Consider the following 19,666-nt stretch of genomic DNA (forward strand, 5'->3'; position numbering starts at 1 on the left):
AGACATGAACGCACCCGCGCGCGACACGACTGCGGCCCCGGGCCGCCTGGCGGAGCTCCGCCCGCTGCTGTCGGAGCTGATGGACCTCAAGCGGATCCGCACCCCGGATCATCCGGACGGACTCGCGGCGCACGGCTTCCGTCGCGCCTGGGCGGCCCTCGTCGCGGGGGCGGACCCCGGCACCGTGGCGCTCCAGGAGACGGCGCGCGCGGTGGCGGCGGTGCGGCTGGGTGGCCTGGACGCGGACGTGCTTGCGCGGACAGGCCTCTCCGCCAGGGACACGGCGCGGGTGCTGCGCCGGGGACTGGACGCGGTGGCGGGCCCGCTGGAGCCGGGGCTCCGGGAGAAGCTGTCGCAGGCGTTGTCCCAGCCCATGGCAGCCCCCACGTCCCTCGCGACGCCCGCGTTCGTGGAGCGGCTGGTGCACCAACCGCGCGCCGGGGCCACGTTCCCCGGCCGCGCGCGCATCGTCGTCCCACCACAGGAAGGCCACGCCGACCACTGCTACGCGGTGGCGGTGGGCGCGGTGCTCGTCTCGCCGCGCTTCGGCGCGGACCCCGCCCTGCCCTTCCTGGCCGGGCTGTCGCACCACCTCTTCAACGCGGAGCTGCCGGACGCGGGCTACGCGGGAGAGGAACTCCTGGAGGACCTGCTGGCACCCCTGCTGAAGGACCTCACGCAGAAGGCCCTCGACTCTCTTCCGGAGCCCCTGTCCCGGCACGTGCGTCAGGCGCTGGCGCTCACCGGCCACCTGGACACGGCCGAGGCGCGGGCCTTCAACGCCGCGGACGCGCTGGACCGGGTGCTGGAGCTGGACGCCCACGCCCGCGCTGCGGGCTTCACCCTGCGCCAGGCGATGGAAGAGCTGGAGCTGATCCACCCGGGGCCCCTCCAGGGCTTCGGCAACGACATCCTCGCGGAAGCGGCGGTCTGGCCATGAATCAGCTCCGAAGGTCTCCCGACGCGGCGCCGCCGCGACTCTTCGCTCCGGACACGGGCCGTCCGCTGTATCCCCGCGACCCGGCGACGCCCGACCTCTGGACGGACGGCATCGGGCAGTGGCCCGTCGTGGACGGCATCCCCTTCCTGCGCACCGGCCGGGACCTGCTGCGCGACTCCGTCATCCAGGCGCTGGAGCAGGGGGACCGCCGCCGAGCCATCGCGCTGCTGCTGCGGGACCAGGACGACCATGCGCGCATCGCGCCGCCCTCCGTCGAGGAAGCCCTCGCCGTGGTGGCGGGCGTGGAGGATGGGACCATGGGCCTGCGCCAGGCCATGAACCGGCTGTGCTTCGGACCGGTGTCCGCCTACTTCGCGCACCGGCAGTCGGCGCCCACCTTCCTGAGCGCGCTGGGACTGCTGGCGCAGCACTGGGACGCGCCGCCCCGCGTGGTGGAGGTCGCGTGCGGCATCGGCCAGGTGCTGCGCGAGGTGATGCTCCGGGGCACGCCCGGCGTGGGCGTGGACGTGGTGTTCGCCAAGCTGTGGCTCGCCCGCCACTTCATCGTGCCGGAGGCCTGGCTCGTGTGCGCGGACGTCGCCGCGTCGGGCCTGCCCCTGTCGTGCGTGGAGGGGGCCACCGTGCTGTGCCACGACGCCTTCTACTTCCTACCGGACAAGGCCGGGGTGCTGCTGGAGATGCGCCGCGTGGCCGGAGACACGGGCCGGGTGCTGGTGGGCCATGCGCACAACCGGCGAGTGGATCAACGCGGCGTGGGCGGCTCCCCGCTGAGCCCGGAGGAGTACGCGGAGCTCCTGCCCCAGGCCGCCTGCTACGACGACGCCGCGTTCGTCACCAGCTTCCTGGAGCAGCACCCGGTCCCCGCCGCCACGCCCGCGCAGTTGCGGCACGCGGAGGCCCTGTCCTTCGCGTGGCCCGCGGGCCCGGCCCGTCGCGCCATCGACTTCGGAGCGCCCGCGCCCGGCGTACAGCTGCGCCCCAACCCCCTGCTGACCATCCGCGACGGCGTGCTGGCTCCCGCCTGGCCCACGCCGGGACTCGCCCTGGAATACGCCAACGCCCACTACCTGCGCGGCGACGACGCGGACGACACGGCCCTCTTCACGCGGGCCACCCGGGGCGCGACGCCCGACGAGCGCCCCGTCCTGCTGCGCCGACGCTGGCTGCTCGACCTTCCGGAGAGGTGGTGACCATGTTCGATGCGAAGCCGAAAGCCCGTCGGTTGGGCTGGGCCGTGGTGGGCTGTGGTTGGGTGGCCCGGGACTACGTCATCCCCGCGCTCCAGGGCGCACGCAACACGCGGCTGGTCGCGCTGTGTGATTCGGACGCGGAGGCGCTGATGCGCCTGCAGGCGGACGACGCCGCCCGGTACACCCAGTTGTCCTCGGTGCTGGAGGACAAGGAGGTGGACGCGGTCTACATCGCCACGCCCAACCACCTGCACGCGGCGATGACGGAGGCGTGCGCTGCGGCCGGCAAGCACGTGCTGTGCGAGAAGCCCATGGCCGTCACGCCCCAGGACGGGCTGCGCATGGTGGCGGCGTGTCAGCGCGCGGGCGTGCACTACGCCACCGCGTTCGACCAGCGCCACCACGCGGCGCACCGCAAGCTGCGCACGCTGGTGAAGGAGGGCGTGCTGGGCACCATCACCCAGGCGCGCATCCACTACGCCTGCTGGCTGCCCGCGGACTGGACCCCGGACAACTGGCGCATCGATCCGGAGCAGGCCGGGGGCGGTGCGATGATCGACCTGGCGCCCCACGGGCTGGACCTGCTGGAGGTGGTGCTGGGGGATGAATGGCGGTCGCTCACCGCGATGGTGCAGCGGCGCGTACACGACTACGCGGTGGATGACGGCGCGGTGCTGATAGGGCAGTTCAAGAGCGGCGCGCTGGGGCTGTTGCAGGTGGCCTACAACTGCCCGGACGCGTACCCGCGGCGCACGCTGGAGCTCATCGGCACGAAGGCGCGCGCGCTGGCGACCAAGACGATGGGCCAGACGCCCGGCGGGTCGCTGTCGCTCACCGACGCGAAGACGGGCGAGGAGACGTGGATCCACCTGTCGCCAGCGGAGGACCGCAGTCCCTTCCTGCACCAGGTGGAGTCATTCAGTGCGTGCGTGCTGGAGGACCGGCCACAGCCGTTCCCGCCCGAACGGGACGTGCGCCTCGTGGGACTGCTCACCCAGGCGACGCAGTCCGGAAAGGCGTTCCCGCCATGTCACTGACCCGCTACGCCTGCACCCACTGCGGCACGTGGCAGCCGGGCTTCTCCCACGAGCCGCCCACGGGCTGTCCCACCTGCCTGGACGTGCGCAACGCCCTGCCGCGCGACGGCTGGAACTTCCAGACGGCGGGCCAGGTGTCGGAGCGCCTGTCCACGCGCTGGGAGCAGACGCTCCCCGGCATCTGGGGCTTCACCTGCGAGCCATCCTTCGGCCTGGGCTCCAGCGGGTGGCTCTTGCGCAGGCCCGACGGCAACGTCGCGTTCGAGGGCGCGCCCTGGTACTCGAAACCAGCGCTGGAATACCTGGAGGTGATGGGCGGCATCCGGGTGCTGTCCGCGTCGCACCCGCACGGCTTCGGGGCGCTGTGGCAGTTGCAGGAGCACTTTGATCCGCTGCTCGTCCTGCACAAGGACGCGGTGCCGTACTCCAAGGCCTTCCAGGTGCGCTGGCCGGTGGACGACGAGCACGAACTGGCGCCGGACCTGACGCTGCACTGCGTGGGCGGCCACTACGAGGGACAGACGGTGATGTACGACGCGAGCACCCGCTCGCTGTTCTGCGGGGACGCGCTGAAGGTGGACCTGGACGCGCGCGGCAAGCCCACGGCGCTGTCGTGTCACAAGGGCTTCCACTACGCGATTCCGCTGAGCCACGGCGAGCTGCGCCGCTACCGCGCGGTGCTCAAGCAGCTCCCGTTCGAGAACGTCTTCACCACCTTCGAGTTCGCCCGGGGCGTCACCCGCGAGCACGCGCTCGCGCTGTTCGACCGGCTGCTCGCGGGCATGCCGCACACCCGTCCCGTTGCGTTGGAGGAATTGTCATGAGCGTTTCCCAGGCCCTGGATGCCTATTTCCGCGCTGTCTCCACGGGCGCGTTGCAGACGTTCCGCATCGACCCCATCGACCGGCTGGGCATCCCGGTGGTCTCCACGAGCCTGCGGATGGGAGGCGAGCCCGGCTCGGTGTCGCATTGCAGCAGCTACGGCGTCACGGAGGAAGACGCGCACGTGGGCGCGCTGGGCGAGCTCGTGGAGGAGACCTTCGCGGAGCACGCGCTGAAACAGATGCCTCGCGTGCACGGCAGCTACGCCGCCCTGGTGCGCGACCGGGGGCCCACGGCGGTGGCCGACCCCCTCACGCTGGGGCTGCCCGCGGGCAGTCCGTACCGGCCCGACATGCCGCTCGTCTGGGTGGAGGTGCAAAGGCTCTCCACGGGGGAGAAGGTGCTGGTGCCGGAGGAGTTCGTCGCCATCCATCCCGGGCAGTTGCAGGGCAGGTCCCCGCTCATCACGCCCATCACCAACGGCCAGGGCGCGGGGCTGACGCGGCAGCAGGCGCTGGCGCATGGCCTGCTGGAGCTGCTGCAACGCGATGGCAACGGGCTCCAGTACCGCGCCATGGACCAGGGCGTGGTGCTGGACCTGGAGGGCGCGGAGCTGACGTCGGATGTGAAAGCCCTGCTGGAGCGCTACCAGCGCGCGGGCGTGGAGGTGATGGCGAAGCTCGCGAGCACCGACTTCGGCCTGGTGAACGTCTACGTGGTGGGCCGCGACCTGTCCGCGGACGACCATCCGCTGATGGTGACCGCATGCGGCGAGGCGGCGGATCCGGACCGGGACCGGGCGCTGCGCAAGGCGCTGCTGGAGTATGCCGGTTCACGCGCGCGCAAGGCGTTCGCGCACGGGCCGCTGAGCGAGGTGGCCCGCATCGCGACGGAAGAATACATGGAGCGCTTCGTCCCCCTGGTGGACCTGGACGCGGAGGAGCCGCGCGCGCTGCACGGCATGGCGGAGTGGGCGCGGATGCCCGCCGCGGCGCTGCGCGAGCTGACGGCGTGCACCCTGATGACCCGGCGCAAGGTGCGCTTCGAGGACCTGCCCCGCGCGCCGGCGGTGGAGGACCCGTCGCTCAGGTGCGACCACGTGGTGCGCCAGCTCCAGGCGGCGGGCTTCGACATCCTCGTCGCGGACATGTCCCCGGCCGGACGCGCGGTCCACGTGGTGAAGGCGCTGGTGCCCGGGTTGGAGGTGGAGACGATGACCTACTCCCGGCTGGGTGAGCGCAACGTGGCGCGGCTGCTGGAGCGGCGCGACCCTCTGGTGGGCCTGGGCGCCCCGCCGCCGGGAGCGCAGCCGGTACGGCTGACGCCGGAGGCCGAGGAGCGACTGGGCGGGCCCGCCTGGTTCAGCGTGCGACTGGCCGAAGCGCGCCTGGGGCGCCTGTATCCGCTCTACCGGGAACCCGACCGTCACGCGGTGCCCGCGCTGCTCGCCAGCCGCCGCTTCGGCGGGGAGTGAACCGCGCGCCCCGTGCGCCACCCCGCTTCGACTTCCGCGTGTCGCCTTTGGAGGAACCTTCATGAGCCTCGCCCAAGCCCTTGATGCCTATTTCCACGCCCTGCCCGCGGGCGAGCTGCACCTGTTCCGCATCGACGCCATCGACCGGCTGGGCGTGCCCGTGACCCTCTCCAGCCTGCGGATGGATGATGGGCCCAACGGCGTGACGCACGGCAACGGCTACGGCAACACCGAGGACGAGGCCCGCGTCGGAGCCCTGGGCGAGCTGGCGGAGGACACCTTCGCCGAGCTTGCGATGAAGCGGATGCCCCGGGTGCATGGCGGCTACACGACCCTGGTGCGAGCGCGGGGGCCCACGGCGGTGGCGGATCCGCTCACGCTGGGGCTGCCCGCGGGCAGTCCCTACCGCCCGGACATGCCGCTCGTCTGGGTGGAGGTGAAGCGGCTCGCCACGGGTGAGCGGGTGCTGGTGCCGGAGGAGTTCGTCGCCAACCACCCCGCGCAGTTGCAGGGCAGGTCCCCCCTCATCACGCCCATCACCAACGGCCAGGGCGCGGGGCTGACACGGCAGCAGGCGCTGTCGCACGGGCTGTTGGAGTTGCTGCAACGCGACGGCAACGGGCTCCAGTGCCGCGCCATGGACCAGGGCGTGGTGCTGGACCTGGAGGACGTGGAGCTGACGTCGGATGTGAAAGCCCTTCTGGAGCGCTACCAGCGCGCGGGCGTGGAGGTGATGGCGAAGCTCGCGAGCACCGAGTTCGGCCTCGTGAACGTGTACGTGGTGGGCCGCGACCTGTCCGTGGGGGACCAGCCGCTGCTGATGGTGGGCTGCGGCGAGGCGACCGACCCCGACCGGGACCGGGCGCTGCGCAAGGCGTTGCTGGAGTTCGCGGGCTCCCGCGCGCGGCTGGCCTTCTCGCACGGCCCGCTGAGCGAGGTGAGCCGCATCGCCTCCAAGCAATACATGGATCACATCCTGCCGCGGGTGGACCCAGACGCGGAGGAGCCTCGCGCGATGCGAGGCATGATGGAGTGGGCGCGGATGTCGTCCGCGGCCCTGCGGGAGCAGACCGCGTGCATCCTGTCGAAGCGGCGCTCGGTCCGCTTCGATGAGCTGCCCCGCGCGCCGGTGGTGGAGGACCCGTCGCTGCGGTGTGAGCACGTGGTGCGTCAGCTCCACGCGGCGGGCTTCGACATCCTGGTCGCGGACATGTCGCCGCCGGGCCACCCGGTGCACGTGGTGAAGGCGCTGGTGCCGGGCCTGGAGGTGGAGACGATGACCCACTCCCGGCTGGGCGAGCGCAACGTGGCCCGGCTGCTGGAGCACCACGACCCGCTGGTGGGCCTGGGCGAGCCGCCACCGGGAGCGCAGCCGGTGCGGCTGACGCCGGAGGCCGAGGAGCGACTGGGCGGCCCCGCCTGGTTCAACGTGAAGCTGGCGGAGGCGCGCGTGGGCGGGCTGTATCCGCTCTATCGCGAGCCGACCGCGCACGCGGTGGCGGCGCTGCTCGCCAGCCGCCGCTTCGGGGGCCAATGACCATGGCACCGCGCTTCGCGTACAACACCAACGGCGTCTCCAATCACCGCTTCGAGGACGCGCTGCGGCTCATCGCGGACAGCGGCTACGACGGGGTGGCGCTGACGCTGGACCATCACCACTTCGACCCGTTCGCGCCGGACTTCGAACGGCGCACGGAGCAACTGGCCGCGCTGCTGGAGCGACTGGGCCTGGGCCTGGTGGTGGAGACGGGGGCGCGCTTCCTCCTGGACCCGCGCAGGAAGCACGAACCCACGCTCATCACGCCGGACGCGCAAGGACGGGAGCGCAGGCTGGAGTTCCTGAAGCGCGCGGTGGACGTGTGCTCGACGTGCCGGGGGGAGGCGGTGTCGTTCTGGGCCGGGGTGCCCCGTCCGGGGGTGACGGAGCAAGTCGCGTGGCCGTGGCTGGTGGAGGGGGTGGCGCGGCTGGCGGACCACGCGGCCTCGCGCGGGGTGGTGCTGGCGGTGGAGCCGGAGCCGGGGATGTTGGTGGAGACGGTGGACGCGTGGCGCCAGTTGCAGGTGAGCGTGGCGGCACAAGGAGCGGCGCCGGTGCGGTTGGCATTGGACGTGGGGCACCTGCTGGTGACGCAGGAGCGGACGCCAGCGGAGGCGGTGCGCGAGTTCGCGTCGGTGCTGGGCACGGTGGCGCTGGAGGACATGAAGCGCGGCTTGCATGAGCACCTGCCGTTCGGAGAGGGCGACGTGGACGTGCCGTCCGTGCTCCGGGAGCTGGCACGCGTCGGGTACGACCGGCTCATCTGCGTGGAGCTGTCCAGGGATGCGCACCGGGCGCACGAGATGGTGCCAGGGGCGTTGGCGTGGTTGCGGGCGCGCCTGCCGACGGGCGCGGAGGTGGCGGCATGAGCAACGAATTGAACCGGCTGCGGATCTGCTTCATCTCCCGGCGCTTCTTCCCGGCGATCTCCGGAATGAGTGTCTATGCGCTCAACCTGGTGCGGGAGCTGGTGGCCTGCGGGCACGACGTGACGATGGTGAGCCAGTACCGCAACGACCCCGCGGGCATGGCGGTGTACGGGGGCGGGCCTCCGCCAGGGATTCCGGGCGCGCACGTGCTGGGGTGTGAGTCCCGGGGCGAGCAGCGCATCAACCACGGCCAGCCCGCGAGCTTCGAGCAGGACGTGGAGGACCTGGTGGACACGGTGATTCGCGAGCACCGGCGCCGGCCCTTCGACCTCATCCATGCGCAGTACGGCTATCCGTGTGGACTGGCGGCGCTGGAGGCGGCGCGGCGGCTGGGGCTGCCCAACGTGGTGTCCATCCAGGGGGGAGACGGGCACTGGGTGGGGACGTGCTGTGACACGCACAAGCAGGCGATGCTCGCGGTGCTGGGGCACTCCGGAGCGCTGCTGATTGGCAGCCGGTCCTTCGCGGAGGAGGTGCACGGCCACCACGGCACCCCGATGAGCCGCTTCACCATCGTGCCGGGGGCCACGGACACGCAGCGCTTCCATCCGAGGAACGAGCTGATGCTCGGGGAGATGCGGGACGTGCCGGTGCTGCTGTACCACGGGCGGGTGGACGCGAGAAAAGGCGTGATGGAGCTGCTGGACGCGGTGAAGCGGCTGGTGGCGGAGGGGCGACAGCTGAAGCTGCGCGTGTCTGGGATTGGGCCAGACGTGGAGGCGGTGCGCGCGAGGGTGGAGGCGGAGGGGCTGCGGGACACGGTGGAGCTGGTGGGCGCGTCCACCTACGCGGAGGCGCCGGACCTGTACCGGAGCGGGGACCTCTTCGTATCGCCCACGTATTCGGAAGGGTTCTCCAACACGCTGCTGGAGGCGATGGCCTCCGGGCTGCCCATCGTGTCCACGAAGGCGGTGGGGGTCGTGGATTGCCTGGAGGATGGAAGGGACGCGCTGCTGGTCCCGCCGAAGGACAGCGACGCGCTGGCGGAGGCCATCACCCGGCTGCTGGGCAACGCACCGCTGCGCAAGCGCCTGGCGACCACGGCATTGGAGGAGGTGCGCAAGCTGTACTCATGGCAGGCGGTAGGACGCAGGATCCAGGGTATCTACACGGAGCTGATGGGAACGCGGCCGGACACGGGGTGGACGCATCTCTACGACCCGGCGACGACGGAGGCGAGCGCGGATCCAACGTGCCGTTTCCGGTCCGCGCCGCACCTCCTATGAGCACGGCCCTCTTCATCTCTCCGCACCTGGACGACGTGGCCTTCTCGTGTGGAGGCACGCTGGCGGCATTGAAACAACAGGGCTGGACGGTGGCGCTCGTCACCCTCTTCACCCGGTCGGTGCCGGAGCCGAAGGGCTTCGCGCTGCAATGCCAGACGTCGAAGGGCCTGGGTCCGGAGGTGGACTACATGGCCCTCAGGCGCGAGGAGGACCGGGCGTTCGCGAAGAGGATGGGCGTGGACGTGTCGGTATGGGGCGACCTGGAGGAGGCGCCCCACCGTGGCTATGGAAGTCCCGCCGAGCTGTTCCGGCCGCCGCGAACCACCGATGTCGTCGGTGCCTGGGTGCGCGGATGTCTGCGTCCGGTGCTGTGGGACCTGAAGCCAGACCGGGTCTTCGTGCCGCAAGCGCTGGGAAGCCACGTGGACCATGTGCAGGTGGTGCGAGCGGTGCAGGCGCTGGGCATCCCGTCGAATCGAATCCTCTACTACCGGGACACGCCCTACGCCGTGCGACAACCGGAGGCACGGCCAGACGCGGCCCTGCCTCAAGACTTGCAACCCCTGGCCGTGGACATCACCGAACACCTGTCCCGGAAGCTGGAGGGCTGCGCCTGTTACAGCAGCCAACTGGGCTTCCAGTTCGGAGGCGCGGAGGGATTGGCGCCCCTGCTCACCGACTTCCACCAGCGCGAGGCGTTGGGGCACGGCCGCACCGGAGCCGCCGAGGTCTTCCTGAAATCCCCCGCTCTCCAGGCATGCTAGGTTGGCGAGCCGTTGCAAGCCACGAAGGCGGGGAGCCCACATGCATATCAAGTCGATGATGAGCGGCGCGGCGCTGGCCGTGGGACTGATGTTGTCGGGATGCGGCGTTGACTCCACCCTGGACGCGGAGCCGGACCTCGCCACGCGGAAGGACGAACTTCCTCCCTGTGAAGGCGATCAGCAGTACAGCCGCGTCTTCTACAGCGACGCCGCGATGACCCAGGAAGTCGGCCGGTGGCGGTGTTTCTGTGGCGAGGGGAGCGCCTGGGTGTCCGGGCACTGGGCCGGCGTTCCCTATTCGCAGATCATCGAAGTCATCGATTGTTGAGAGCCATCCCTGATTGATGCTTCGGGGGACGCGGCAGGCCTGCGGAGGCCAACACCTGCCGCGAACCTCGCCTGGCGGCCAAACCCACCCGGCGCCGTGCGGCTGAAGCCGGCCACGCTGGGCGTTGAAATGTCGGATGCGGATTCGGGAGTACGGATGACGCCAAAGGATGTATCGCCGGGAGTCGAAGCCAAGATCCGACTGCGAAAAGCACGAGCCTGAATCGATGCCCGGCCTTGTGCCGAACCGAAGGCGGCCAGAAGGTCCTCATCGGTGAATACCTGCGGCCCCTTTTTCATCTGTGCGAGCGCCGCGAGGACCGTGGGCTGTGCCTCGAACGAACAGGAGCGGCGATCGTGCGCCAGCCCCACCGTGTAGAGCTACTTACGGCTCCTCGCCTGACCTTCCAGGTGCGGAGCATGCTCAAGCCCCCAACGCCCGCCACGGATCGTCGAAGGAGGCGAGCGGCGCCGACAGGGCGACGTCCGGCATGAAGCGTTGAGGCAAGACGTCTCCCATGCCCAGATGGGAAGCCAGCCGGGCCAACGCCAGGCCCTCGATGAAGACGAAGGTCTGGGTCTGCGCGTCTTCCGGGGCGATCGAATCCTGCACGCTCAGCTCCGCGAACCAGGCAGCGTGCTCGCCGCCCATGCCTTCGAGGGCAAGTGCCAGCCCTGCATCGTCCCCATGGAGGAGTGCCGAACTGGCGTCGTAACGGAACGACAGCGTCAGGTCCTTTTCCGCATTCAACGCACGGAGCTTTTCCTGCTGCCGCGCCGTGTCCTCGCCGCGCGCGATGGACATGATGACGTCAAAATACAGGAAGAGGACAGGGTCTTCCATTCCTGGATGGGGCTGCGCAGGAGCGAGCGCGGCAATCTCCGCGGCCAGTGGGAAGTCGCCCGCCGCAAGCGCGTCCCAGAACGGCTCCGCTCTGCTCCGGCAAAGGTAGTAGGGGTCCACGGTCACACCCGCCCGGGCGTGCCTGAGCATGAACGCATAGGCCCTGGCGCTCTGTTGAAGGTGCTGGGAATAGGCTCCCACGTCCAAGGCCCCCAACAGGTGCGCGATGGCCAGCCGGCGGTGGTCCAGGCAGATTCTCAGGAACGCAGCACCGTCGAGTTGCCCCTTCGCCAATTTGCCAACCGCGCGCGGAAGCCCCTGCGCGATTTCGAATGCGAGATTATCAACGGTGATGTCGAGATCGGTCTTCATGAAAGCACGGGGGCCCGTTCAGAGGATGATTTCCGTGTCGAGGTCGAGCGTCGCCAGCCCTGTCACCCCTTGCTCTCGGAGCAATTGCAGCAGGTCAGAGCGAATGATGAATTCATGCATCATCTGCTTCAGGCGGAATAGCTTCTTGTCCTCGGGAATCCTGTCCAGGTGGAGGTTGAGCTTATACAGGTTGGCAATGCCTCCAGGCTCAAGCGGATCTTCGTCGAACTTCGATCGTGCGGCGTCCAGACAATCCACGCTGCCAAGCAGATTGGCCACGGCGTAGTCCCTGCTGACCACGGAGCCCCTCTTGTTCGCCAGTTCGAAGGGGAGGTACTCGACATCCGAGACTCGTTCCGCCTCGAACAAGGTGCGGACTCGGGGGGAGATCATCAGCAGCGACAGGATATTCGGAAGCAGATCAGGAGCCATCTCCCCCGCGCGCTTGTCCATTTCGAAGCGTGAAGTCGCAGGGAAGTCCGATCCGAACGGAACGCCTTCCAGCAATCGCCAGTCCTTGAGAATGGTTTCCGGCGTCCGTTTGATGCTGCAGAATCTGGGATCGTAGGGGGTTGTAAGGATGTGAAAGGTGAAGCTCGGCATCTCGAATCCTCCGTGAGCCTAGATGGACTCCAATTCGTCCAACGAGACCCCGGGTGGCATTGCCTTGAGGGTGGCAAGGAGCTTGTCGGACAAGAGGTTCATCGCCTTCTTGATCTGGGTGACGTTCTCGTCATTGAGTTTGTGCGGATTACCCGATGCAAGCACCTTTTTCAGTTGAGCCGCGATCCGGCGCAGATGCTTCTCACAAGCTTGCGAATACGTGGGGTGGCTCATCTGGCCGTAGGGGCAATGAATGGGCAGCCCCAGCACCCGACCCACGAAGCTCTCCTTGGGAAGCAGAACGATGTTCTGACCGCAGTTCATGTTGTAGAGCGAAGTCATCAACAGAAACAAGCGCTTCGCTCCGTCCGGACCACTACCGATATATTCGTTGATGGCCCCGTTCGGAATCATGTGGTGCCAATTGTGGTAGTAGGGGCGGTGCATTCCCCCTTCAGGATCATGCGCCTTGGGAACGAAGTTCTTCGGGTGCGTGGGCTCGCCGATGAACCATGCCTTCGGGTCACGGTCCAGGACCCGGCTGGTGTAGCGGACGCTGTGCCGGTATTTCTTGACGAAGTCGCGCAGCCGCAAGCCGAACTCGCCAGGCGTCTCTCCCGAGCGCTTCTCCTTCCGGGTCGCGGCCTCGAAGATGTCACGATCCGCCTTGTCGCGGTCGATCCAAGAGCGGCGGAGCGGCTTGTTGTACATGCCTGAGCGTGCCGCCGTCTTGCTGAGCTGATATCCATTCCATTGATAGTCACACGGACTGCTCTTCCTGGCCGACTCATGGCGAAGAATGCATGCCCCCTTGTCGTGGAGGTCATTCTTCGTCATCTGCGTAATGTGTTCCGCGGACTGAGCCATGGCTTCCCCCCTGCTTTCGAGGTTCTTAGCGACCCTGGGATACGTCCTGTGTCAGAGCGCGCAGCATCAGTGCGCCTTTGGTTCCTGCGTAGGACGACATACCAATGAGTGCGTAGTGAGAGCCCGCGTAACGTCGCGCGAACGCGCGCACGGCCATGCACACCGCGAGCGGGCCCGTCGCGGCACCGGTTTCACCAAACGACGCAGGAGGAAACCATGCGCGAGGCTCTCGCATCATCTCCACGCCAGCCAACCGGAGGAGAGCCGTGCCCCACTCCATCGCACGCCAGGGGTCCCCATTGTGATTGTGGATGACCAGAGCGGGCCCGGATTGCTTTTCGCGAACGTCCTCCAAGACGTTCCCCATCGCTGCGGCAAGAGCGCTTCCATGGGAGGGGCCTGAGAAGCGGTGCGGCTCTTCGGTGGTCAGGGAGGTGGCCACCAGCTCCGCTTCGATACGTGCGCCACGCTGGCGGGCCGGGACCGCCCTTTCCAGAAAGAAGAATGCCGCAGCCTCCCCTGGCATGAACCCCACCGGGTTTCCAACCGTCTTCAGCAACCGCAAGCGAGCCAGCATTTCGAGCGTCTTCCGCTCAAGAAACGAATCAACGCCTCCGATGAGGCAGCGCTCCACGACGCGCCGCCTCAGTATCTCGCAAGCCTCGTGCACTGCGGTTGCGACACCATGGTGGTCTCCCCGCAGGACGAAGCGAAGTTCCTTGGGGATGGGCAGAGCGCCGAACTGGCAGAGTGCATCAACCAGGGGGGCGGATGAACCGCGCCCGACGGGCATCCCTTCCGGGGAGCCTTCGGAGGGCTCTCCAACACTTGAAAGGAAGGAGCTTCCCACATTGAGGAAGAAAGCCGTTCGCGAGAGGTCGTCTGACTGGAGCCCGGAGTATGTGAGCAGATTCCTGAGAGCGGCGGTCCCCAGGCGAATCAGCCGGGCATCTCCCTGGAACCCCTCCGTCAGGGGGTGACACTCATGACCCGCAATCGGAACGAACTCAATGACGTCATCGTCGATGGCCCCAAAAGCCGGAATCTCCCGGGCACGGTTGATGCCGGCCCGGGCCGCGGCGCATGCGGTGACGACCTCATCCAGGCTGCTCGCCAGGCCAAGCCCTGTGACGACGATGCCATTCAAGAGTTCGTACCTGGATGCACAGAAGTTCCCCCCTCCGATCCGGGCTGTTGATTTTAGCAGAGGGGTGACTTCTTCGCCTAACGGCCAAACCCACCCAGCGCCGTGCGGCTGAAGCTGGCCGCGCCCTGGCTGACGCGGACCGCGGACTGGCTGAACACCTGGAAGGCGGCGCGGATCTCCTGGGCACTCTGTCCCGGGGTGAGGATCCACCGGTCCGCGATGCCCATGCTCTGGAACACCTTGCGGAAGTCCGTCGTGCCGTCGTCGATGCCCATCGCCGCCACGATGTGGTTCTCCACCCGGTGCAGGTCCTTCACCAGCGCCGCCACGTCCTTCGCCCGTGCCTTCTGCGACCCCGCGTCCGCGCCGTCCGTAATCAACAGCGTCACCGTGCGCACCGGCACCCCGTTGCCGCTGAACTCCTGGGCCTTGGCCAGCACCGTGCCCAGCAGCACCACCGCGTTGTCATACAGCGGCGTCCCCATGTCCGCCGAGTAGTTGCCGGAGTGCATCCGCACCACATCCTCCAGCGGCCGGAAGGGATTGAGCACGTGCCCGTTCAGGTAGCGCGTGTGGAACAGCACGCCGTCCTTCTGCTGGCTCGCCAGCAGCGCGTCCAGCACCAGATTGTGCCCGTCGCACACCGTCTTCGTGTGCCCGGAGTGCGAGATGCTCCCCGAGTCATCCGGCATCACCGTCACCAGCACCACCTCGCTCGCCTGCACGTCGTCCACGTGCACGCCCAGGCCGGCTTGAATCTGGGCCCCCAGGTCCACCACCGTCAGCGCCTGCAACCCCGCGGGGCTCAGCACCCCTTCCGCGTGCGCATCCTCGAAGAGCTTCTGGACCCCGCCACCATTCGCCTTGCTCATGTCCGTGTCTCCTTTCGTTGTGGAATGCCAGACGTCACGCCAGCTGCAGGTCGGGCCAACTCGCGAGCGGGTCCGTGGACTTCACCAGGTGCATGCCCGCGTCCGCGAAGCGCTTGAGCGCCGCATCCGCCTGCGGCGTGAAGTCCGCCGCGAAGCCGCCCTTTCCGTCCGGCACCGTCACCGACGACATGCAGTCCGTGAGCAGGTACACCTTCCGGGCCAGCGCCGCGTCCTGCGCGACGATCTCCCCCAGCAGGTCGTCGATGGAGCTCTTCACGCAGTGGCTGGCCGCCTGCCCGCCAATCACCACCGCGTCCGACGTGAGCAGCGTCTTCAGGAACTGCGTGTTGCGCTGCGCGAGCGGCTGGCCGTCATGCCGCATCAGCACCTCCGGCCGCAGCACCGAGTAGTTCTCCGTCAGCGGGTTTCCGCCCTTCACCTCCGCCCACGACTGCACGCCGCGCGCGAACGAGTGGAACAACCGCGCCTCCTGCACCACGCCCGCCAGGGCATGCCCGTCGCTGCCCAGCAGGCAGTGCGGCGGCCACAGGTACAGCGTGTACTTGCCCGCCCGCTCCAACTCCTCGCAGTAGTACTTCACCTGCTTGAGCAGCCACGGGTAGTTGCCGCCGCACAGCCACTTCGCCACCGCGGGATTCGGCCGCGCCTGGCCGCGCTCAATCTGTTCGCGCGTCACTTCCCGGTACGGCTGCAACGGCTGGTCATCCTGGTCCACCCAGAAGGACGGGAAGAAGATCTGGTAGGCGAAGTGCGTGTCGAGCGTCGCGGTGACGTTCGTCAGCGTCCCCAGGTTGCGGTAGATGAACTCCGCGATGCGCCGGTTGTCGTCGATGGCGCCCCGCCCGCTGCGCCCCGCGACGTACAGCGAGCCATCCGGGAAGCAGAAGTCCTTCTGCACGTCGATGAGCAGCAGGTGCAGGTTGAAGGTGTCCGTCGCCGACACCTTCACGCCCTGCGCCGCCTTCCACGTGCCGGCCTCCTGCTGCAACCTGCCGGCGTTGGAGCCGTAGCCGTACTCCGCCGCATGGTTGGCATTGTAGAACCCGGGCAGCGGCAGTTCCTTCACGGTCGTCTTCTTCATGTCCATCCCCCTTGCGTGTTTCACGTCATCCGCAACACGGTGAGGACCTGCGCCCCCACCACCATCAATCCCTCTCGCGACAGCAGCAACTGGCACCCTGCGTCCACGAACGGCTCCGCGTCCGGGAACTCGCGCACGGCCTCCAGCCGGCCCTGCCGCGCCTCCACGCGCGTCAGCCCCGCGTCCGTCGCGCAGAAGAGCGCGCCCCCCACCGCGCACTTCCCCCTCAACGTCCCCAGCCAGGAGCCGTTCCCCGCATCGGCCCAATTGCTCGCGCGCACCGCCCCGTCCGGCCCCAGCAGCACCGCGTGATGCACCGTGCGCCCCCCGTACTCCTCCGCGAGGAACAGCCACACCGAGTCCCCGTCGAACACAGCCTCGGCGTCCAGCAACTGCCCGGAGGGCCAGGGCAGCGCGAGCCCATCCCGCAGACCCTTGCGCTCCCCATCGAACAGGAAGGCCCCCCTCAAGCCCGCCGCGCGGTGGAACCCCAGGCCGAAGCGGGGCCCTACGAACAGCCGCGTCTGTCCTTCCAGCACGTCCCCCCAGCGCTCGGCCCCATGGGGACCGTCCCGCCACAGCCCACCGCCCACCGCCCAGAACCGGTGTCTGGCATTGGCCGCGAACACCGGCTTGTTCTCGCAGGTGTCCACCCCCAGGAACTCCGGCGCCCGGCCCGGCGCGAACACCGCCACCCGGCCGCCCTGCCCGAGCAGTGTCACGTCCCCCTGCACCGCCCAGCGCAGCGAGGGATCCAGCCCGCCGCGCATCACGGTGCGCCCGTCCTCGCGTCGGTACGCGCCATCCGCGTGGTAGACGAAGCGCACCGTCCCGTCGTCCGCGCTCGCGTGCACCACCACGCCCCGGGTGGTGAACTTCCGCGTCGCCACCACCTGCCCCCGCACCGACGTCACCGGCGTGGCCGCCGCCGTCGCATGCGGCTGACACGTGGGGCACGCGGCCCGCGCATGTTCCACACCGCACGACGCGCACACCGTGAAGCGCAGGCCCTCCAACACCGGCAGCGGGAACGCGCCGCGACGGTCCTCCACGAACACCTGGTGGAACAGGTGCAGCACCTCATCCGGCAGCGTGCTCCGGGGCAGCGCGGGCTTGGGGTACTGCACGTCCGGGTGGAAGACGGTGACACGCTGGAGCACCCGCGCCACCGCGTTCAACCGCGCCCCCTGCGCCTTGGGACGGTGGATGCCGCCCTGCGGCCCCACGCACAACAGCGACTGCATCACGGTGACGGCGAAGGCATACCAATCACTGTCCACCGTCGCCGGCCTCACCGGCGTCAGCGCCTGCGCTTTCGCGTCCAGGCGCAGCGGATCCAGGAACCGCTCGGTGAACACCGGGCAGACGTAGCTTCCAAACTGGAAGCTGTCCGCGTCGATGAGGTACGCGTCCGTCCCCGTCACCAGCACGTTCAGGTCGTTGAAGTCCCCCACCACCACACCGCCCGCGTGCACCGCCCCCAGCACCCGGTGCAGTCCCGCGAGCACCGTCACCGCGTCCGCTGACGTGCCACCCGCGCGCCGGAACGCGGGCTCACCCCACCGGCGCAGCGGCTCCGCGCCGTCCAGCTTGCGCATCGCGTAGCCCCGCACCTCCGCGCCCTTGCGGTCCGTGGCCAGCGCCTGCGGCGTCACCACCCTCGACGGAAGTCCCTGCGGAAAGGCGCGCAGCTTGCGCTGGTGCTCCGCGAGCCGGGCCTTCGCGGCGTCCTGCTCGTGCGTCAGGCCCAGGTAGTCCGGGTGCTCGGGCCGCTTGAAGACCTTGAGCGCGCGGCCGTCGCCCAGGTCATACACATCCGCCTCGCCGCCCTTGCCCAGCGCACGCTGCGGATCCAACCGCAACTTCTTGCCTTCCAGCCAGAGGTCCATGGCCTCACGCCCTCCCCATCCGCCGACGCATCACCACCAACGACGTGTCATCCGACAGCAGGCCCGGCGTGCGCAGCAGTCGCCGCTCCGCGAAGTCCGCGCGCACCGACTCGCGGTTGAGCTGCGCGAGCCTCCGTCGCACCGCGTCCGGGTTCGTGAAGTAGCGCTCCTCCGTCCAGAACCGCGACAGCGGGCCCACCGGCTCATCGCGCTCCGGCAGCCGCGCCGCCGTCAGCCCCAGCAGGTCCCCCACCCCGTCCGTGCCCAAGAGCAGCGCGTGCACGTCGTCGGTGGGCACCAGCGCCCGTGACACCAGCGGCACGTCCTCCCCTCGCATGAGCGAGTACGCGAGGTACGGCGGCGCGTTGCCCGGGAACGGCCCCAGCGCGTGCACCTCGCCGTTGAGCATCCACACCCCGTCCCCCGACGAGAAGACGAGCGTGTGCGCGGGCGTCACCACCGCCCCCACGATGGTGAAGAGGAAGTCCCCCAGCACGTCCCGCCCCAGCGTCGCGCACAACCCCTCCAGCAGCCCGAGCAGGTCCTCGCGCAGCCCCGGGAGGAAGCCCTCGCCGTCCACCGGCTCCCCGCGCGCCAGCCGGGCCTGCGCCGCCTGCGCCAGCCGCCGCACCCCCAACTGCGCCCCCAGCTCGCTGCACGGCTGGCTGCCACACCCGTCCGCCACCAGCGCCACCAGCCCGTGCTCGCTCTCCCGGACCCAGACGGCGTCCTGGTTGTTGCGCCCCGAACGCGCGTGCTCCCGGCCCTGCACCGAACCCACCGCGACGTCGAAGGGCAGCGTGGACATGGCTCTCCCGTGGCCCTCGAAGGGCACGCACGCCAGGGACCTGCTGGAAAGGAAGCGACCGGCGGCCACTTCCGACTTCGTGTATCTACGACACCAACATAGTGTCCACATGACACGAAGTCAAGACGACGCACGGCACTGGCACTCCGGGGCGTTCCGGAGCGAGGGAGTCAACAGGGGGTGGGAGGCCCGTCAGAGCTCGAAGTTGAAGCCGGCCTTCTCGAGCTGTTTGTACTTCTTGTGGTCGAACCGGTAGAGGCGCGCGGCGCGGTGGGACACGTCCTGCTCCACCTCGTCCAGCTCCTCCAGCAGATCCATGGCGAGGATCTTCTTGCGGAAGTTGCGCTTGTCGAGCTCGCGCTCCAGCACCGTTTCGTACAGCCGCTGGAGCTGCGACAGGGTGAACTTGGGCGGCAGCAGCTCGAAGCCGATGGGCTGGTAGCGCACCTTGCCCTTGAGCCGCTGCAACGCGGTGGCGAGCACGTCCGCGTGGTCGAACGCGAGCTTGGGCGTATCCCAGACGGAGAACCACGCCGCCTCGCGCGCGTCGGTGGAGGCCTGCAGGTGGTGGGCGCTGAGCTTCACCAGCGCGAAGTACGCCACGGTGATGACGCGGCCCCGGGGGTCCCGCTCCGGCGCACCGAACGTGTAGAGCTGCTCCAGGTGACTGGTGCGCAGGCCCGCCTCCTCCTCCAGTTCGCGGCGCGCGGCGTCCTCCAGGGACTCCTCCATGCGCACGAAGCCGCCGGGCAGCGCCCACCGTCCCGCGTAGGGCTCCACCCCGCGCTGGATGAGCAGCACCTTGAGGTCCTCCTCGTCCAACCCGAAGACGACGCAGTCCACCGTCACCGCCGGGCGCGGGTACTCATAGGTGTGGCTCACGTGTGGACACCCT

General features: G+C 69.1%; 19 protein-coding genes. 10 read left to right on the top strand and 9 right to left on the bottom strand.

Going from position 1 to position 19,666, the window contains the following annotated elements:
* Positions 1-4: 4 nt before the first annotated feature.
* The 10 genes from OV208_RS05825 to OV208_RS05870 all read left to right on the top strand — a co-directional run bounded on the left by OV208_RS05825 (position 5) and on the right by OV208_RS05870 (position 10,268).
* The gene (locus OV208_RS05825) at positions 5-940 is read left to right on the top strand and encodes a hypothetical protein (RefSeq protein WP_267572839.1); all 936 of its coding nucleotides are present in this window, start codon (positions 5-7) and stop codon (positions 938-940) included.
* Positions 937-2,151: a class I SAM-dependent methyltransferase gene (locus OV208_RS05830; protein WP_267572840.1), complete on the top strand. Its 1,215-nt coding sequence runs from the start codon at positions 937-939 to the stop codon at positions 2,149-2,151. The genes OV208_RS05825 and OV208_RS05830 overlap by 4 nt, the downstream gene beginning before the upstream one ends.
* Positions 2,152-2,153: 2 nt before the next feature.
* Entirely contained in the window at positions 2,154-3,188 is a 1,035-nt protein-coding gene (locus OV208_RS05835) for a Gfo/Idh/MocA family protein (protein ID WP_267572841.1), read from the top strand.
* Positions 3,179-4,012 carry a hypothetical protein gene (locus OV208_RS05840; protein ID WP_267572842.1) on the top strand — a complete coding sequence of 278 codons (834 nt, stop codon included), beginning with the start codon at positions 3,179-3,181 and terminating at the stop codon, positions 4,010-4,012. Before OV208_RS05835 ends, OV208_RS05840 begins: the two co-directional genes overlap by 10 nt.
* Entirely contained in the window at positions 4,009-5,484 is a 1,476-nt protein-coding gene (locus tag OV208_RS05845; RefSeq protein WP_267572843.1) for a YcaO-like family protein, read from the top strand. The genes OV208_RS05840 and OV208_RS05845 overlap by 4 nt, the downstream gene beginning before the upstream one ends.
* Positions 5,485-5,545: 61 nt before the next feature.
* Positions 5,546-7,021 (top strand): YcaO-like family protein, encoded by a 1,476-nt coding sequence (locus OV208_RS05850; RefSeq protein ID WP_267572844.1) that lies wholly within the window; start codon positions 5,546-5,548, stop codon positions 7,019-7,021.
* Between the two features lie 2 nt (positions 7,022-7,023).
* The gene (locus OV208_RS05855) at positions 7,024-7,890 is read left to right on the top strand and encodes a sugar phosphate isomerase/epimerase family protein (protein ID WP_267572845.1); all 867 of its coding nucleotides are present in this window, start codon (positions 7,024-7,026) and stop codon (positions 7,888-7,890) included.
* Positions 7,887-9,176, top strand: a complete 1,290-nt coding sequence (locus OV208_RS05860; protein WP_267572846.1) for a glycosyltransferase family 4 protein — start codon at positions 7,887-7,889, stop codon at positions 9,174-9,176. Before OV208_RS05855 ends, OV208_RS05860 begins: the two co-directional genes overlap by 4 nt.
* On the top strand, positions 9,173-9,940 hold the full coding sequence (locus tag OV208_RS05865) for a PIG-L deacetylase family protein (protein WP_267572847.1): 768 nt from the start codon (positions 9,173-9,175) through the stop codon (positions 9,938-9,940). The genes OV208_RS05860 and OV208_RS05865 overlap by 4 nt, the downstream gene beginning before the upstream one ends.
* Before the next feature lie 40 nt (positions 9,941-9,980).
* Positions 9,981-10,268 carry a hypothetical protein gene (locus OV208_RS05870; protein WP_267572848.1) on the top strand — a complete coding sequence of 96 codons (288 nt, stop codon included), beginning with the start codon at positions 9,981-9,983 and terminating at the stop codon, positions 10,266-10,268.
* A gap of 423 nt (positions 10,269-10,691) precedes the next feature.
* Here OV208_RS05870 and OV208_RS05875 read toward each other — a convergent pair whose 3' ends face one another.
* The 9 genes from OV208_RS05875 to OV208_RS05915 form a co-directional block, all read right to left on the bottom strand.
* Positions 10,692-11,483, bottom strand: a complete 792-nt coding sequence (locus OV208_RS05875) for a hypothetical protein (protein WP_267572849.1) — start codon at positions 11,481-11,483, stop codon at positions 10,692-10,694.
* Between the two features lie 18 nt (positions 11,484-11,501).
* Positions 11,502-12,086, bottom strand: a complete 585-nt coding sequence (locus OV208_RS05880) for an imm11 family protein (protein ID WP_267572850.1) — start codon at positions 12,084-12,086, stop codon at positions 11,502-11,504.
* Positions 12,087-12,104: 18 nt separating this feature from the next.
* Positions 12,105-12,953 carry an AHH domain-containing protein gene (locus tag OV208_RS05885; protein WP_267572851.1) on the bottom strand — a complete coding sequence of 283 codons (849 nt, stop codon included), beginning with the start codon at positions 12,951-12,953 and terminating at the stop codon, positions 12,105-12,107.
* 25 nt (positions 12,954-12,978) lie between these two features.
* Positions 12,979-14,100, bottom strand: a complete 1,122-nt coding sequence (locus tag OV208_RS05890; protein ID WP_267572852.1) for a hypothetical protein — start codon at positions 14,098-14,100, stop codon at positions 12,979-12,981.
* 77 nt (positions 14,101-14,177) lie between these two features.
* Entirely contained in the window at positions 14,178-14,972 is a 795-nt protein-coding gene (locus tag OV208_RS05895; protein ID WP_267572853.1) for a hypothetical protein, read from the bottom strand.
* A gap of 34 nt (positions 14,973-15,006) precedes the next feature.
* On the bottom strand, positions 15,007-16,074 hold the full coding sequence (locus OV208_RS05900) for a nicotinamidase (RefSeq protein WP_267572854.1): 1,068 nt from the start codon (positions 16,072-16,074) through the stop codon (positions 15,007-15,009).
* Positions 16,075-16,094: 20 nt separating this feature from the next.
* Positions 16,095-17,963 carry a hypothetical protein gene (locus OV208_RS05905; RefSeq protein ID WP_267572855.1) on the bottom strand — a complete coding sequence of 623 codons (1,869 nt, stop codon included), beginning with the start codon at positions 17,961-17,963 and terminating at the stop codon, positions 16,095-16,097.
* A 4-nt stretch (positions 17,964-17,967) separates the two neighbouring features.
* Positions 17,968-18,771 carry a protein phosphatase 2C domain-containing protein gene (locus tag OV208_RS05910; protein ID WP_267572856.1) on the bottom strand — a complete coding sequence of 268 codons (804 nt, stop codon included), beginning with the start codon at positions 18,769-18,771 and terminating at the stop codon, positions 17,968-17,970.
* 192 nt (positions 18,772-18,963) lie between these two features.
* Entirely contained in the window at positions 18,964-19,653 is a 690-nt protein-coding gene (locus OV208_RS05915) for an NUDIX hydrolase (protein WP_120533595.1), read from the bottom strand.
* Positions 19,654-19,666: the final 13 nt, after the last annotated feature.

The organism is Corallococcus sp. bb12-1 (genome assembly GCF_026626765.1).
GTDB lineage: Bacteria > Myxococcota > Myxococcia > Myxococcales > Myxococcaceae > Corallococcus > Corallococcus terminator.